Raw genomic sequence first — 17,112 nt, 5'->3', positions numbered from 1 at the left:
GGCTGGCCTTATTTATAAAAAAATCACGCTTTAGGCTGGCGATGATCTAGCTGATGGCCGACTAATTCAAGGCGCCAACCCGTTAATAATTTTGGTGTTTTTGCTGTTTTACGTTGCGCATCATCTAATTTCCAACACCAACTTAAATATTCATTGATCACACGTTTAGAGGCGATTAATTCAACCGGTAACTGGTATTTATCCGCACATGTTTGAATTTGCTCGCGTATGGATTTTAAGGTCTTTTTATAAGCAGAAAAATCCATAAGGCGGGTGATCAGCGCTGGGTAACTGTCCTCATCTTGTGCACTTATTTGTTTGATGATAGTCAGTATTTTTTGGCCATGGATGCGTATTTCATTAGGCAGTAAATGTAAGCGGTGTAAATCATCTAAGGTTGTTGGACGATAATGGGCGAGTAACCAGAGATGATCGGCTTTTACCACGAAATTAAGGGCGAGGTTACGCTCGATTGCCGTTAATAAACGCCATGTTGCCAGAGCTTTGATAATGGCAAGGCCTTGTCTGTCTAGTTTAAAGAGGTTATTGAGCGACAGATAGACGTTCTCAGGATCTTGCTTGTGCATTTTTTGGTGTAAAATATTTTGACATTCTTGCTCAAAAAAAGTGAGCATGTTTTTTTCAGCAAGCTGCGCTTTTAATTTTTCAAGACAAGGTTTTAAATGCAATACATCGATGGCGGCATAATCAACTTGTTTCTCGGTTAAAGGTCGTTTACACCAATCGGTGCGCGACTCGCCTTTATCAACTATAACGCCTTGTAATGTTTCGACCATTTTTGCATAACCAAGAGAGGCACCTAAATTTAGAAATGCACAGGCAACTTGTGTATCAAAAAGGCGGATGTTGAGATCTCCTTTGTGATCGCGAATGATCTCTAAGTCTTCACTACTGGCATGTAAAATACATTCTTTATTATCCATCGCTTGCCAAAAGGCAGAAAGATCGGTGATTGCAATGGGATCAATTAAGGTGATTTTTTCATTTTGAGAAATTTGTAATAGCCCTAAATTAGCCACATAGGTACGCGTACGTACAAATTCAGTATCAAGAGAAAGGGGGCTGTTATCGAGTGTTTCTATAAAACCATGAAGTTGTGCCTGTGTGCTGATCATATCAAATTGCATTGTAGTTCCAAGCTAAGGTAATGAAGAGGCCCTATCTTACCGTAAAACAGAATAAAGCAGTTATTTTATTGTCTTTTTGTAAACGACTTAATAAAAAAAGGGGGGATATAATAAATAAAGGGGCGTCAAGATTTTAATCGAGGGTGAAAGAGGTGCTTTAACAACGATGTTTAGCACCTTGAGGGATATAAACGCGTTAACTATTAACAATGCGTATTGTAGTACCCTTTTGGGGGTTACAGGTAAAACATATTAAATTGGCCGCGTTTTCTTGCTTTTTTTAGACGATGCTAATATTACAATCTAATATAATTTCACATTTCATTGAGTTGCTAATAAGGCATATTTCTTCCGCTTTATGTAATAGCATTAAAGCCTCTTCAGCAGAGCTCTTACTATTAAGCTTGAGTGTAATGTTATGCTTTATTGTTACGAATTGTGTTATTTTTTCAACACGATCCAGCAGGCCGTTTGAAACACAATCAATCTCAACCCAATCTAACTGGGCATGTCTAGCGAGTGTTTTAAAAGAGATAAGATAGCTGCTACTTAAAGATGACATTAATAACGTCGCGGGAGACCATTGGCCTCCAGGGCCGTCAAATTCCAGTGGAGATGCTACATTTAAGTCAGGTAGACTGTGACTTTTAACTCTTAAGTAGTTGCTTGGCGACGCATGGGATTGAACATGGTAATAATGTGGTAATGGTTGCATACAAACGTCCTAATTTTTTTATTAAATATAATTAATTGAGCATTCTCATCTGTTTATCTGGTTATCATTAAATGATAGAGAGAACACTGCATTAAACTGCCCATTTATGAGTACATTAAAGGAAGTTGACCTAAAATGCACTTTATCTTTTAGACGCGTTAGAATAGTGTCGATAAAATGGGATTGTATTTGCTTGTCAGTTCGATATCGATGATAATGCGCGTGTTTAAATTAAGGGGAAAAAAGATGAGAGTATGTGGCGTAGAGCTAATTGGTAACGAAGCCGTTATCGCAATTATGCAGTTAAAAAATGGTTTGTATGATGTACCCGTAGTGCGTACTAATAAATTTACCTTAGTGGATGCTATCAATACTATCCCCCTAAAAAAGTTTCAGTTTGATTTTATGCAATTGATGAAAGATTACAAAGTGGATACCATTGTGATCAAACAACGTGCATTAAAAGGCAAATTTGCGGGTAGTGCAGTGAGCTTTAAAATTGAAGGGGCGTTGCAATTGATACCTGAGGTAGATGTTCATGTTATTTCTTCAGCTTATGTTAAAGAAGGCCTGGCAGGGGCGCAAGCTGATCCCAATGCGGTTGAGCTAGGCATGAAAAGATTCCAAGAACAAGCGATGCTGACGGCGTTTTCTTACTTAGAGCAGCAATCACTTAAATAAAAATAGTATGCGTATCATTTGAATAAAAGATGATGCGCATGCTTTTTATTTTTCATTTTTTTCTGGCATTGCCGACTCAAAATGAAACACCGGTAAATGCCATGAAAAGTATACGGCGGTGGTGCGTAAACTGAAACCCAAGATTAACGTTATCAATGTCGCTATGTTTTCATGCACATTGTAATGTAATAGTCCGAGATAAAGTACGCCAGAAAATAAAGCCACAAAAGCATAAAGCTCTTTATGCAACACCATGGGTTTTTGGCTACAAATAAGATCGCGCAGTAAGCCCCCAAATACACCGGTAATAATGGCAGCTATAACGCAGATGATAGGGTAAAGCCCCATGTCTATTGCGATTTGACAACCAATAATACTAAATACGACAAGTCCGACTGAATCTAACATCACAAATAAACGCTGGTTACGTTCAACCCAAGGCGCAATCAATGTCGTAAAAACGCCGGCAATACAGGTGATAATAATATATTCAGGGTGCTTTACCCACGCGACAGGGTAATGACCTAAAATAATGTCACGTGCGGTGCCCCCTCCGATTGCGGTTGCACTGGCGACAAACATCACACCAAACCAATCCATCTTACGTTTTCCTGCTGAAATCGCGCCTGTCATTGCTTCTGCGGTGATCCCGATAATATAAAGAATAGTTAATAACATGGTTATACCCTTGATACTTTAAGATGCAAAGTCAGCAAGCTAGTGTGGGCTTCGCTTTTCTGCATAAATTTAAAAAAATTATTATACATTGCTATTTTATAATGAGGTTTTATAAAAACATTTTATAAAACACCTCAACAACAAAGATAAATTTAAGGTGGATTGTCCTTTTAGGTGCTAATTTAAAGAGCACTTCGGTGTTGCTTTCCATGAAAAGGGAAGCGCCATTAACAAAGGTTACACCTAGAACTGTTATCCAAATAAGTGCCAGAGAAAGCATCTTGAGCTAACAGGCGTATAAATATCTTTATCGAAAAATGAGATTATAAAGTAAGGATTATAAATTTCCATAACAAACACTGCATTTTAAGATAAAAAAAGAAAACGAAGTGAAAAAAGAGGGGAGTATTTAACGATATAGACAAGGTTGCTTAAAAAAACATCAAACAGATCATTAACATAAAAGAGAGTTTGACAGTTGAAACACAATAATGCACAATTACCTCGCTTCCAAAGCAACCAACTATATGCTCGCTTAGCTCAGTTGGTAGAGTACCGCCATGACATGGCGTGGGTCACTGGTTCGAATCCAGTAGCGAGCACCATTATCTAGTTTAATACCTTCCCAGAACGTCTATAAACCCCATATAAAGCCTTTAAATTCAATACATTTATCTATGTTCAGTCTATTAGCGTCTTTTTTAAAAAAATTCTCTCTTGGTTTTATGTAAAGCGTAAACCATCATTTTTTATCTCAATAAATTGAATAGCCAACAGATCAGATATACGCAAAGCAATGTTTAATCCTACATCCCATATGAGCGACATTTGTTTGCTGAACCTTATTTTCAGCAGATGACTAATCACCCTAAGAGTTAAGGGATTTTAACCGCTTGAACTTCAGCCTATTTTAAACGTAGAGTCCCGCTAAATAAAGTCTGGTAACTTCCATTGCATTCTAAATAACCAATAAAATCACACGCCAACATTTTAAATACCTCCTTAACCTCTCTGCTCGATAAAAGCCTAGCGGAACAATGCACCCCAAAGAACATCTTGATACTAAAATCAAAATCCAGATCTTTTACTAATTCAGGGTAGGGGTGCCTGTAATATGCGAAGTCAGTGATATATAACAGGTCCCATGTATTGGTGCGCAGATCTTTTTGTAGCGCTATCTCAACCGGATGGTATCCACCTTCTTCGATACTATATGTAGTGTCCCTAAATTCAGCGTGAGATAAGTTGCGTTGTGATCAACCTTATTATCTAAAATAGTTTTATTGATATTCGCCAATAACTTAGCGGATATTTTAATATCGGTAGGTTTTAATTTTATAGGTTTCATAGTAATCCCTTCTCTGCGAATGACGTGGCTGTTTCGCCGACTATAACGTGATCTAAAACGCGTACATCTATTAGCTCTAATGCCTTTGTTAAACGCTGTGTGATAGCGATATCAGCGTCTGAGGGGACGCTGGAGCCTGAGGGATGGTTGTGAGCCAAGATAACCGTACTCGCATTGAGTTTAAGGACTGCTTTTAGCATTTCTCGCGGATAAATATGGGCACTATCAATAGTGCCGTGGAATATCTCCTTATATTCAATTAGCTGATGCCGGCTATTTAAGAACATCACCGCAAATACTTCTCGTTTATGGTGAGCCAGTTTAAAGGTTAAATATTCCTTGGTTGTTTTAACGTCAGTGAACGCTATCCCATCAATAAACTTAGACGCGATGATCTCTGATGCTTTTTCAAGTATTTGATGCTCCGTCATAGGGGGAGTGACGTAATGCTTAATCGGTGTTGGGTGCATATATATATCCTTATTTGTGAGTGGTTTTGTTATGCACCTAAAGGATATATATCTGAATGTTTTTACAATCGAGGTAGCTGGTCCCGTAATTTATTACAGAGGTTCCCCATCAGAGGGAAGATAACTGATATGGGGAACACACAATGAAATTCATTAGATTAAAAGATGTAATAGCAAAAACGGGTTTAGCACGCGCCACGATTTATAAATTTATGGCTAATGACAAATTCCCCAAAACAATCTCGCTGGGTGATCGCGCCGTCGCATGGTTGGATAGTGACGTTGATGAATGGATGCTTGGACGTATCGCATTGAGTGAAGAAGCAGAAGCTTAAAATATAATGTAACCCGGGCATAAATAATACCAATAGGCAGAAAGTGATATTTGTACAAAGCATAAATTAAACATAATTCAGGAGCACTTATGTGATCCTGAATTAATATGCAGCTGGGATCCTCAAAAAATGAGGATGTATTATTTTACTTTTGATAACTAAGTGACCTATATCATAAACCATTACAACAACTAATCATTTTGATTTCATGGTGTTATTTAATCATGTATATTAACGGTATACATGATTATTGGGCTTTATATGAAACTTATTGACGAAATGTCTTATATCCAGAGAGAAAGACTTATATTTATTGATTTGTGCCTAAGTTATTTAGGCGAAATATCAAGAGTGGATCTTATTGATAAGTTTAAAATAGGACCGGCGGCTGCGACAAGAGATTTTGCTATTTATCGTGAGTTAGTACCTGCGAACATGGATCTTCGTCATACTACTAAAACATATCATATTGCTGATACGTTTAAACCGCTGTTTGAGCACGAAGCTGAATCAATCCTTCACAAGCTGTCATGTGATCTTGGGATGCCTTATCCAAACCAGCTTCATCAAACGTGTATTAATAGTTTGAGTCTAGTAAACCCTTCATCTCAAACTATTTCAACTGTTATGCGTGCCATTGCTAAACATAAAGCATTGGCTTGTGAGTATGTGTCTTTGAATTCAGGCACTAAAAAACGTGTGATTATTCCTCACTCCATTGTAAACAATGGTAAACGATGGCATGTAAGGGCATACGACGGTAGCAGTGAAACGTTTAAAGATTTTGTTATTACCCGTTTTAAACAACTAGACATTATAGATAAAGAGATAACGGTTGCACAAAAGAGAGATTCAGATAATCAATGGAATCGCATCGTTGATTTAGTATTGATCCCACACCCTAATGCACGATTTCCCGAGGGAATTGAGTTAGATTATGCAATGGTAAACGGAGAGCTTAGATTACCCATAAGAGCCGCATTAGCAGGATATATGCTAAATCAGTGGAACGTCGATTGTTCAGAAACGCATTTTCTAAATTGTAAGCAGTACCAACTTGCATTAAAAGCACGCGAAGCAATCTATGGTGTTGAAAATGCTTATCTAGCACCAGGCTATCAGGAAATAAAAAAATGATCACAGAAGAGCAACTCATTGCATATGGTTTTAAATTTGGTCGCAATGGTGCACATTCAGCAAGAAGTATGATGATTGAAGAACTTAAAGTACTTTTATTTGCTAGAGCTGATACTGCCACTAAACAAGATTATAAAGACGATGTTATCAACTTCAATATTTTGCATAAGCCAACTGAAAAATCCCGAACATTAACTTTTAGGCATTTAGTCGATTTATACGGTATATCTTTGGATATCCCATTGTTTAATGTATTCCGTCAATGGTGGGAACTATCTGAAGATGCACAGCCGATATTAGCATTACAGCTTGCTGTTGCCCGAGATCCCATTCTTAGAGGTTCAGTTAACGTTATTCTCCCGCTTCAACAGGGTGCCCGCTTATCGCGTGAAACAGTAGAAGAGCATTTGGCTAAAGATGATCCAGAACGTTTTAGCGCGGCCTCATTAAAATCATTCGCGCAAAATATCAACGGGACATGGACTCAAGCTGGTTATCTTGAAGGTAAAGCTAAAAAATATCGCTCACAGCCTAAAGCAACTTATGTAAATTTGGCTTATGCACTGTTTTTAGCGCACTGTCATGGTTTATCTGGTCAACGTATGTTTGACAGTTTTTGGTGCCAAATGTTATCGCAAGATAAAGAACATTTGTTTGAGCTTGCACATAGAGCTTCCTTACGGGGGCTAATAAACTTTAAGCAAGCCAGTGAAGTGGTTGAAGTCACTTTTCCCTCTATTAACCTACCTGAGGTCTAACATGTCAGACAGATTATCAAAATTGCTAACCAGCTTTGAAAGCCATATCAGTATTCCCTGGCCATCAGCAGTGTCTTCTGACGAGCGTACTATCTTCTTAGTTTACCACAAAGAAGATGAATTAAAGCTACGCGCCAGAGTAGAGGAATTTGAGCAAGCAACGACTAAACATAATCATCCATGGCAGTTGTTAGATATAACCCATAGCTTCGAAAACTGGATGAGCGAACAAGATTACAAAGAAACCTATTTTGAAGATCCTGAATACCTGAAGGGAATATATGATGACTTTGCAGATGAGCTAATTGCTAACTTAATTGCCAAAGTCGAAAACAATCAATCTGAAGATAGTGTTGTTGCATTGTTAGGCTGCGGAACACTGTTTGGTTTTGCATCAGTCTCTGGTGTAGTGGAATTATTAGCCGAAAAAATAAAAGGCCGATTGGTCGTTTTCTTCCCAGGTGAAGTTCAAAATAACAATTATCAATTACTCGATGCAAAAGATGGATGGGGTTATCACGCTACCGCTATCTCTGCAACGTCATAAGGAAAATCCATGCTAAATCGCGAAATATTTGTAAATGATCCGGTCACTAGTCGTTTGGCCAATAATGGTGTTGCACAGGTAAAAGATGACATGTCTCAAGGGGCATTAGCCACCTTAGAATACGAACTACGTACATTCGTCTGTGATGGTGCTTACGCTAAAGGCATGGATAGCATATTAAATAATTATCTAGAAGCGTTTAAAGCTAATAGTGAGCAACCAGGGGTTTGGATAAGTGGTTTCTTTGGCTCAGGAAAATCCCACCTGGCAAAAATGTTACGTGCCCTATGGACTAACCAAACACTTAATGATGGTTCAGATGCTAGGTCTATTACCGATCTTCCAGAGCACATAGCAAAACATTTTCAAGCGCTATCAGCACAAGCCGTACAAAACGGTGGCCTTTATGCCGCATCGGGTACTTTAGGGGCTGGTGCAGGTGACAAAGTACGTTTAGCGCTGTTAGGCATTATCTTTAAGTCTGCAGGGTTACCAGAACAGTATCACCATGCACGGTTTGTGATGTGGTTAAAATCGGAAGGTGTTTTAGAAAAAGTTAAAGCCTATGTAGAAGCCAATGCAAAAGTGAAAGAGGGCGTTGACACCTGGACCAAAGAACTCAAAAACTTACATGTATCGCCTATTTTGCACAAGGCAATATTAGAAGTGACGCCAGGTATAGGCTCCGACATCAAAGAAGTGCGTGAAATGTTACGTGCACAATACAATATTGTTGATGATGTCACTAACGACGAAATGGTTTCAGCGATTGTAGAAGCTATTTCCAACGATGGTGAATTACCACTAACCTTAGTGGTGTTAGATGAAGTGCAACAATACATAGGTGACAGCGTTCAAAAAGCCTTTGATGTACAAGAAGTCGTTGAAACGTGTAGTGGTGCCAGTGAGTTAAAATCTAAGTTACTGTTTGTCGCAACAGGGCAGAGTGCATTGTCTGGCATGGCAAATTTACAGCGTTTAATGGGGCGATTCCAAGTATCTGTTCAGCTTGAAGACACAGATGTAGATGCCGTTATTCGTAAAGTCATCCTACAGAAAAAAGAATCAAAAAAACAAAATGTGCAAGATGTGGTAAACGATAACCTGGGTGAAATTTCACGTCACCTTCGTGGCAGCACAATAGAGCACAATAAAGACGATGAACAGTGGATGGTGCCAGATTACCCGCTATTGCCCATTCGTCGTCGTTTCTGGGAGCGTATTCTGCCTGCGTTAGACAGAACAGGCACAGGCTCGCAACTGCGTAACCAACTGCGTGTGGTGCATGAGGCATTAAAAATAACAGCCAATAAAGAACTAGGTTATGTTGTGCCTGCTGATTTTTTATACGATCAAATTTCAACGAACTTGCTGCAAACAGGGGTTATCTCAAAAGATATCTATGAAACCATCAGCCGTAAACGAGCAGGCAATGAAGACGAGCAGTTACAAGGTCGTTTACTGTCGTTAATTTTATTGATCAGCAAGTTACCCGCAGAGATGGAATACGGTATTTATGCAACAATAGATGCGCTAGCTGATTTACTGCTTGAAGATCTCCATAACGGCAAACATAAACTGCGTCCACTTGTGCCAAAAATGCTACAAGTATTAGAAGACGAACACTTGATCATGTTTCGTGAAACTGAGCAAGGTCGTGAATACAGCCTACAAACGGTTGAGAGCCAAGCCTGGTATGACGAATTTCGTCGCCAAGAAAACGACATGATGGGTAACCTACAAACGCTAGGAACATATCGCGCAAAAGAGATCCAAAACTACATCCGTAACCAAGTTGCACAAGCACAAGCTCGTTTTACACAGGGCGATGTTGCAGAGTCAAGAACGGTTAATGTTTTTTTTGAAGACGAATTACCTGCAGATGCCGATAAACGCATTTGTGCTTGGGCCCCAGAGAAAACTGAAAAGCAATTTAACGACTTATCACGAGGTGCCGATCCAGACAGTGCAATCATTTATATCTATGTGCCAGTGATCCATCGCAGTGAATTACAAAAAGCGATTGTTAGTTTAAAAGCAGCCGAAACTACCTTAGAGGTCCGTGGGCGAGCGACAACAGAGGCGGGTAAAGATGCAATGCAAGCGATGGAAACACGCTTACGTGAAGCTGAACGTGCCAAAAAATCTTACTTAAAGGATATCTTTGGCGAGATACAAGTGCGTTTAGCGGGTGGACAAGAAATAGAAGGAGACGATTTAGCACAACAGATCCAAAGTGCTGGAGAGTTGGCTTGTCAGCGTTTATACCACAAGTTCAAAATGGCAGATGACCCAGCTTGGGCAAAAGTATATGAAACAGCGAGTAAACTCGCTGATCCCAATGCGTTAAGTAAATTAGGTTACAACGGTGAAACTGACAAACACCCTGTATGTGCTGAAATACATCGCTTTATTGGTGCAATGAAACTAGGCAAAGATATTCGTGATAATTTCAAACAAGCACCATACGGTTGGAGTAACGACATAATTGATGGCGCTTTATACGCAATGTTAGCCTCTGGAGTGCTAAAAGCATCAGACTCTCAAGAGCGCGCAATAGATGCTAAAAGCTTAGATCGATCATCATTGACGCAAACTAAGTTCCGACCTGAAAATGTCACACTGTCAAAAGTGCAGTTAATTAAAGTAAAGGGGGTTGTTTCAGCATTACATGAACAAACGTGTGATTCAGGTGAAGAGGTTACAAAATTACCGCTAGCCATTATCAATGCCAAAAATGTCGCTAATCAAGCGGGAGGCAGTGCACCTTTGCCAATGGCACCCTGCACGTCACTACTGTCTGAGCTAGAAATGTACTCGGGTAATGATCAACTACAAAAAGTATTTGAACATAAAGATCAATTATTAAGTGACTTTGAAAATTGGAACGACTTGGCAGATAAATCATCATTACGTTTAAAATATTGGAAGCAATTAGAGAATGCTTTGAGCTACTGTCGTGATCTCGCTATTTATAAAACCTTAAACCATGAGCACGAAGCCATCTTAGCTAACCGTAGTTTATTAGCAGATCCGAGTCCTGTTGAGCCTCTACTTAAACAAGCTAGCAATGCACTGCGTGATGCACTCACAGCACATCGTACTCGTTTTGAAGAAGAACATCGTAACTGCATGCTAGAGCTTTGTGAGGATGAAAACTGGTTACAACTCGATGAAGCTAAAAGAGAAGTGTTCTTAAAAAATAGAAACTTAGATAAAGTACCTGAAATCAATGTCAGTGATATCGCTTCGATGTTTGATTCGTTGGACGAGATTAACTTCAACAGATGGAACGATAAAACAGCTGCGCTAGCAAGTATTTTTAGCAGGGTACTAAAGGATGCAATCAGTGAACTGCAACCGAAAACACAGTATTACAGACTCAATAAACCCATCATTAAAACAGAAAAAGAGTTACAAGATTGGTTAGCCTATGTTGAAAATGAGATACGTGAGCAGCTAGCCAATGGACCAGTTGTCCCTAGTTAGATAGTGCTTCTAAGTTAGCACCAACATTTAGCTCTAAAACTTACCGATAAGCCCGTTTAATTTTATAGGAATTAAACGGGTTAAAAGTTTAACTAAGGATCGGCTTCAAAATTACTTGCGCTTTTGTTTTCAAAATAACCAGTCATTTCAGGCTTTTTGAAAACAATTTAGCGTAAGTTATTGTGTAATGATTCCTAATTTAAGAAGAAAAACATGAGACCGCCACTCGATAAAGTAATGCGTAAAAAACTAGAAAATACCGTCATCAAAGCCAGAGACATTGTAGAAGTTGCTGTTGAAGAAGCCCTTCAACGCTTAGGTGTTGCCGATAGCAAGATGCCAAATTATCTCAATGAACCTGAGCGAGAACCAGAACGCCAGTTACGTAATAAACTGCGTGCTCATGCGCGTCAGTTGGGTGATAGTTTACAGGATGGCAAGCAGGAGATTGAGCGCCTGACTAACGAGATGGCTTATGAGCATTGGCATCGTATGTTATTTGCGTGTTATTTAGCACAAAACAACCTGCTGATGTATGACCAATATACCGCCGTGACAATAGAAGAGTGTGCAGAACTCGCCGAAGAAGAATCTGATTGCAAAGATGGCTGGGAGCTGGCGGGGCGCTTAGCACAAAAAATGCTACCACAAATCTTCCGTGTCGATTCACCAGTGTTTGAAGTAAAGCTATCCATTAACCATGTGAATGAACTTGAAAGTCTGATTTCAAGACTTGATCCAGAAACTTACCAAGCGCAAGACAGCTTGGGCTGGTGTTATCAGTTCTGGCAAACCAAAAAGAAAGACCAGGTCAACAAATCGGGCGTAAAAATTGGTGCACAAGAGCTAAGCCCCGTAACTCAGCTATTTACCGAACCTTACATGGTTAGCTTTTTATTAGATAACGCATTAGGTGCTTGGTGGGCAAATAAACGCCTCACACAAGATGATTTTCTCCGTGCCAACAATGAACAAGAGCTGCGCGAACTAGCATCAATTCCTGGTGTACCTTTAGAGTATTTACGTTTCACCAAGGATGAAGGTTCTAACGAGTGGAAACCCGCTGCAGGTGGTTTTGATAAATGGCCTGAGCACTTATCTGAGTTAAAAACACTGGATCCATGTTGTGGATCGGGTCACTTTTTGGTGGCTAAGTTTTTAATGTTAGTGCCGATGCGCATGCAGCTTGAAGGTCTAACGGAGACCGAGGCTGTTGATGCAGTAATACGTGATAATATCCACGGTTTAGAGCTAGACCAACGCTGTGTAGAGCTAGCTGCGTTTGCCTTAGCCTTAGAAGCATGGCGTTACCCTAATACGGGTGGTTACCGTGTATTACCTGAACTGCAATTAGCGTGCTCGGGTATGTCGATCACTGAAGCGCAAAAAGAGTGGAAAGTATTAGCAAAAGATGATCAAGAGTTACAAGGTGCAATAAAATGGATGCTAGAAACATTTAAAGATGCGCCAACCTTGGGAAGTTTGATTGATCCAAGAAAGACCTTGAAATCAAGTAAACTTGCACCTTGGGAGCTATTGCAACATGCGATGGCTAATAAATCTGATGCAAGCGGCGAAGCTAGAGCAGTCGCACAAGGCCTGGCTAAGGCCGCTGTTTTATTAGCAGATAAATATCAGTGGGTTGTTACTAATGTTCCTTATCTTGGTAGGAAATATCACTGTGAGAGGCTAAAGGCGTTTTGTAGTAAAGAATATGAGTCGGCTAAAAGCGATCTTGCAACCGTTTTTCTCATGAGATGTATGGATTTTTGTAGTGATGGTGGAACGGGAAATCTCGTTTTGACACAAAACTGGATGTTTCTAAGTTCTTATAAAAAATTTAGAGAAGAATTACTTATTAATGAAAAGTGGAATTTAATTGGGCTTTTAGGGGGGGGGGCTGAAGCCTTTAATAATGGACCTGGTAATATTACTAATATAAGTATGGTCTCAATAACCCGTAAAAATAAAGAGAAAAATGCTTTTGCTAGTACACATCCGGATGACATCACGGTTAGTGCAATCGATGTTACTTTACAAAAATCAGCAACCTTAAAATCGAAAGCATTAATTTCAGGTGACATTCTAAAGTTAGAACAAAAGAAACAGTTGGATAACCCAGACTTTAGAATCACTTTACAAAAAACAGGTTCTTTGAATTTGTTACGAGATAAAGTAGACACAGGCACTGGTGCTCAGGCTTTTGATTCTAAAAGGTTTTTTGTTTGTTTTTGGGAACAGTGTAATTATGCATTTCCCTATATTACCTGTCAGTCGACTGTTAATGAATCTGTTGATTTCTCAGGAAGAACGCTGTTTTTAAAGTGGGCAGATGGCAAAGGTGACCTTTTCAAAATGATGGCAGAAAAAGAAAGGTTAGAAAACTATACAAGTGGTGTATGGAAAGCTTGGGAGCGATACAGGTATTCTGAGGGGGTTTGTGTTAGCTTAATGGGGAAATTGCCTGCTACTTTGTTCACTGGAAATAGTTTTGATATTAACACTGGTGTTATTATACCTAAATGTAAAGACGACCTACCTGCAATATGGGCTTTTTGTAAGTCTAAGAGTTTTAATTCCGTTGTAAGACAAATTGATCAAAAAATTAATGTCACAAATGCAACACTAGGTAAAATACCATTCGATCTTAGTCTTTGGAAAAAAGTAGCTACTGAACAATATCCCCATGGGCTCCCGAAGCCATATACGAACGGCCCATCTCAATGGATTTTCCATGGTCACCCATGTTCCTCTGTAATATGGGACGAAGAAAGCAAAACTACTGTGGTAGGCGAATTACGCCAAGAATACGCTGTATTGCAAGTCGCAGTCGCACGTTTATTGGGTTACCAATGGCCAGCTGAGTTAGATGCAGAGATGGAACTAGCACCTGAAATGCGTGAGGTGATGCAGAAGAATTCTGACTTTGTAGGTTTAGTTGATGATGATGGAATTGTTTGTATCCCTGCTGTTCGTGGTGAGAAATCAGCAACGAAACGCTTAGAAATGATTTTACATAAAGCCTATGGTGAACAGTGGACAAGCTCGGTTGAAGCTAACCTGCTTAAATCAGTAAAAGCCAAAGACCTAGAAAGCTGGTTACGTGATAAGTTCTTTGACCAACACTCCAAGCTATTCAAACACCGCCCGTTTATCTGGCAGATTTGGGATGGACATAAAGAAGGTTTTTCTGTTTTAGTTAACTATCACAAGCTAGATTATGAGTTACTTGAACGACTTATCTACACCTATTTAGATGATTGGATAAAAGATCAAAAAGCCAGGGTTGTTGATGGGATAGACGGAGCAGATATTTTACTTGCTCATGCTGAAGATTTGAGGAAGCAACTTAAAGCTATTTTGATTGGTGAGAAAGGCTTAGATATCTTTGTTCGCTGGAAGCCGCTAGCTGAGCAACCAATCGGTTGGAACCCTGATTTAAATGATGGCGTGCGTCTAAATATCCGTCCATTTATGCTAGCGAAAGATGTCGGCAAAAAAGGTGCCGGTGTATTACGTAGCAAACCAAACATCAAGTGGGAAAAATTAGATCGAGGGACTGATGTTGCATCGGCTCCATGGTTTAATCTCGGCCCAGAATACGGTGAAAAATTAGGGGCACGAATTAATTACCATCACCTAACAATCGCTGAAAAGCAAGTTGCTAAAGAAGCTGAAAATGAATAAGTATATTAATCACTTTCTATTTGGTTACAACTATTTAAGCACTGGTATAAATCATGATGTTAATTGAATATTTAAAAGATAAACTGCGTGGGTGTGCTGCGTACAACAAAAGCAACCAAGTCGCACCTGCTGCTATTTTATGGACAGATATCGATAAGCAATGGCACGCTGCGATGCCTTTCATTAAAAAGCAAATTCCAGAACTTATCGAACTGGGTGACTATCAACCAGATGAGCGTATTGGCCCTGCTATTTGGGTTAAGTGTGCGATTGCCAATAAGCTTGAGGAGTGCGTGTTACCTGAAGGTCAAACGCCAATTATCTATCTGCCAGGTGTTGGGCGTAAAGATTTACGTGCGATTGAACAGTGCCCTGAATTTTTAAAACCGCTGGCTGAGTTGCAATATAGAGGTTGCTGGTGGGCATATAACTCCGCAGGGCGAGATTGGACGGTGAGTTCATTTTTGGCTAACCCTAAAGTCGGTATAGCGCTAGATATTGCTAAAGATAAAAAGACCTTAGACGCGCTTATAAATGTGTTACCTGAGCTATTAGAGACTCCTGTAGCAAGCCTTAAAGGAAAAAAGCTTGAAGCTGAAGACTTTTACTCGATAGTATTAGATGATCCCGCAAAAGATATCCTTGGCTGGTTAAACTCTCCGGCAGGAAAACAAAAACAATGGTCAGAGAGCAAGTGGACGATTTTTACTGAGTATTGCTTATCTCAATTTGGCTTTATACCAGATAGCTTAAATATTTTAGCGCCTTTAACATTGCTATGTGATGCGCAATGCGAGTGGCAATCAGTTTGGACTCGGTTCGAAGATACTGCGAATAACTTACCTTTGTTAGTTGAACAATTAAAAGAGATCAAGCCGGATGTGTTAGCAGTTATTAATCCTGAAAACTATTTATCAGGAAATGTGATCGATGAACAATCGATTGAGTCTGCTTTCAAAACGATTGAAGGTAAATCAAAAGTTGATTTAGAAGCTGAGTTTGAAGCGCATTGGCAAACACACTCGCCTCGAAAAGAATGGCTTTGGTCTCGATTAGGACTTTCGCCCTGGTTAGCAATACTAGAAGAGGTTATTGCGGTATTTAAGCATACTAAAATAGTATTTTCGGGTAGTTCACCAGAGGTTATGGCTGAGCACTACTCACAACGTTTTTGGCAAGCTGATGCTGCTGTTTTAGCTAGCATGGCTAAAACACGTGATATCCACCAGCAGGAGCTTGTCGCGAATGTGTTAGCGGTTATCTATAGCCCGTGGTTATCAGAGACCACTATCAATTTCCAACGATTAGTTGCGCAAGCAGGTTACCCTGGTAAAAATCGGATTGAAGAGCCTGTTGCGAGTTACTCTACTGGCAACCAAGTTGTATTCTTTGTAGATGGTTTACGTTTTGACACGGCCAAAATGCTTGAACAGAAGCTATCGAAGTTATCAATTGATATTGACCTACAGCCTCGTTGGTCTGCATTACCCTCGTTAACCGCAACAGCGAAAGCGGCCGTAACTCCCGTTGCAGATATGCTTACGGGCTTACAAGATAATGATAACTTTATTCCCGCACTTGCGGATGGTCATGCAACTTTTAGTAGTCATTATTTGAAAAAGCTACTAAAAGAGAAAGGGTGGCAATACCTGGATGGATTAGAGACAGGAAAACCAACAGGCTATGCTTGGGTTCAAACCGGTGATTTAGATAATATGGGGCATAAACAGCAACGCAAACTACCGCTGTTTATTGACCAAATATTGGATGATGTTGTAGCAAGAATACAAGGTCTACTTGATGCAGGCTGGTCCAAAATTAAGATAGTTACCGATCATGGTTGGTTATGGGTTCCAGATGGTTTACCAAAAGACGATTTAAATAAGTCGTTCGGTAAAAATCGTCAACATCGTTGCGCCATTTTGAAAGATAATGTTCAACATGATGGTTTAGTGGTGCCATGGCATTGGAATGAAAATGTAAGCATTGCTATGGCTCCAGGAATTTCGGCTTATGTTGCAGGCGATTATTATAATCATGGTGGCTTGTCGTTGCAGGAGTGTTTGACCCCTGAGTTGAATATTAAGATAAGAAATTAAAGCAGTTCTTATCTTAAGCT

12 protein-coding genes, 1 tRNA gene and 1 pseudogene are annotated in these 17,112 nt (G+C 39.7%); 9 read left to right on the top strand and 5 right to left on the bottom strand.

What is annotated here, in order from left to right; translation table 11 throughout:
- Positions 1 to 23: 23 nt before the first annotated feature.
- Complete coding sequence (gene rnd, locus PCNPT3_RS08255; RefSeq protein WP_015465425.1) at positions 24 to 1,148, bottom strand: ribonuclease D; 1,125 nt, start codon at positions 1,146 to 1,148, stop codon at positions 24 to 26.
- A 280-nt stretch (positions 1,149 to 1,428) separates the two neighbouring features.
- On the bottom strand, positions 1,429 to 1,863 hold the full coding sequence (locus PCNPT3_RS08250; protein ID WP_015465424.1) for an OsmC family protein: 435 nt from the start codon (positions 1,861 to 1,863) through the stop codon (positions 1,429 to 1,431).
- 246 nt (positions 1,864 to 2,109) lie between these two features.
- On the opposite strand from PCNPT3_RS08250, the gene PCNPT3_RS08245 reads away from it, so the two are divergent.
- Entirely contained in the window at positions 2,110 to 2,544 is a 435-nt protein-coding gene (locus PCNPT3_RS08245; RefSeq protein WP_015465423.1) for a DUF3010 family protein, read from the top strand.
- Between the two features lie 45 nt (positions 2,545 to 2,589).
- On the opposite strand, the gene PCNPT3_RS08240 is transcribed toward PCNPT3_RS08245, so the two are convergent.
- On the bottom strand, positions 2,590 to 3,222 hold the full coding sequence (locus PCNPT3_RS08240; protein WP_015465422.1) for a trimeric intracellular cation channel family protein: 633 nt from the start codon (positions 3,220 to 3,222) through the stop codon (positions 2,590 to 2,592).
- 529 nt (positions 3,223 to 3,751) lie between these two features.
- Between PCNPT3_RS08240 and PCNPT3_RS08235 the strand changes: the two genes are divergently transcribed.
- Positions 3,752 to 3,827: transfer RNA gene (locus tag PCNPT3_RS08235), tRNA-Val, on the top strand.
- A 300-nt stretch (positions 3,828 to 4,127) separates the two neighbouring features.
- Here PCNPT3_RS08235 and PCNPT3_RS14455 read toward each other — a convergent pair.
- Together PCNPT3_RS14455 and radC are read right to left on the bottom strand one after the other, a co-directional pair.
- Positions 4,128 to 4,442 (bottom strand): annotated as a pseudogene (locus tag PCNPT3_RS14455) (DUF2787 family protein); the annotation flags it as partial.
- A 124-nt stretch (positions 4,443 to 4,566) separates the two neighbouring features.
- Entirely contained in the window at positions 4,567 to 5,040 is a 474-nt protein-coding gene (gene radC / locus PCNPT3_RS08230) for a RadC family protein (protein ID WP_015465420.1), read from the bottom strand.
- 143 nt (positions 5,041 to 5,183) lie between these two features.
- On the opposite strand from radC, the gene PCNPT3_RS08225 reads away from it, so the two are divergent.
- The 7 genes from PCNPT3_RS08225 to pglZ all read left to right on the top strand — a co-directional run bounded on the left by PCNPT3_RS08225 (position 5,184) and on the right by pglZ (position 17,092).
- Positions 5,184 to 5,375, top strand: coding sequence for an AlpA family transcriptional regulator (locus tag PCNPT3_RS08225; RefSeq protein WP_015465419.1), 192 nt, complete (start codon positions 5,184 to 5,186; stop codon positions 5,373 to 5,375).
- A 261-nt stretch (positions 5,376 to 5,636) separates the two neighbouring features.
- Positions 5,637 to 6,512, top strand: coding sequence for a WYL domain-containing protein (locus tag PCNPT3_RS08220; protein WP_041771489.1), 876 nt, complete (start codon positions 5,637 to 5,639; stop codon positions 6,510 to 6,512).
- Entirely contained in the window at positions 6,509 to 7,270 is a 762-nt protein-coding gene (locus PCNPT3_RS08215) for a hypothetical protein (protein WP_015465417.1), read from the top strand. The genes PCNPT3_RS08220 and PCNPT3_RS08215 overlap by 4 nt, the downstream gene beginning before the upstream one ends.
- A 1-nt stretch (position 7,271) precedes the next feature.
- On the top strand, positions 7,272 to 7,817 hold the full coding sequence (locus tag PCNPT3_RS08210) for a BREX protein BrxB domain-containing protein (RefSeq protein WP_015465416.1): 546 nt from the start codon (positions 7,272 to 7,274) through the stop codon (positions 7,815 to 7,817).
- 9 nt (positions 7,818 to 7,826) lie between these two features.
- Positions 7,827 to 11,306: a BREX system P-loop protein BrxC gene (gene brxC, locus PCNPT3_RS08205; protein ID WP_015465415.1), complete on the top strand. Its 3,480-nt coding sequence runs from the start codon at positions 7,827 to 7,829 to the stop codon at positions 11,304 to 11,306.
- Positions 11,307 to 11,543: 237 nt separating this feature from the next.
- Entirely contained in the window at positions 11,544 to 14,993 is a 3,450-nt protein-coding gene (locus PCNPT3_RS08200; protein WP_232207352.1) for a BREX-1 system adenine-specific DNA-methyltransferase PglX, read from the top strand.
- Between the two features lie 53 nt (positions 14,994 to 15,046).
- Positions 15,047 to 17,092, top strand: coding sequence for a BREX-1 system phosphatase PglZ type B (gene pglZ / locus PCNPT3_RS08195; protein ID WP_015465413.1), 2,046 nt, complete (start codon positions 15,047 to 15,049; stop codon positions 17,090 to 17,092).
- The last annotated feature ends 20 nt before the right edge of the window (positions 17,093 to 17,112 follow it).

Source organism: Psychromonas sp. CNPT3 (assembly GCF_000153405.2).
Classification (GTDB): domain Bacteria; phylum Pseudomonadota; class Gammaproteobacteria; order Enterobacterales; family Psychromonadaceae; genus Psychromonas.
This window is presented reverse-complemented; position numbering and strand designations above follow the sequence as displayed.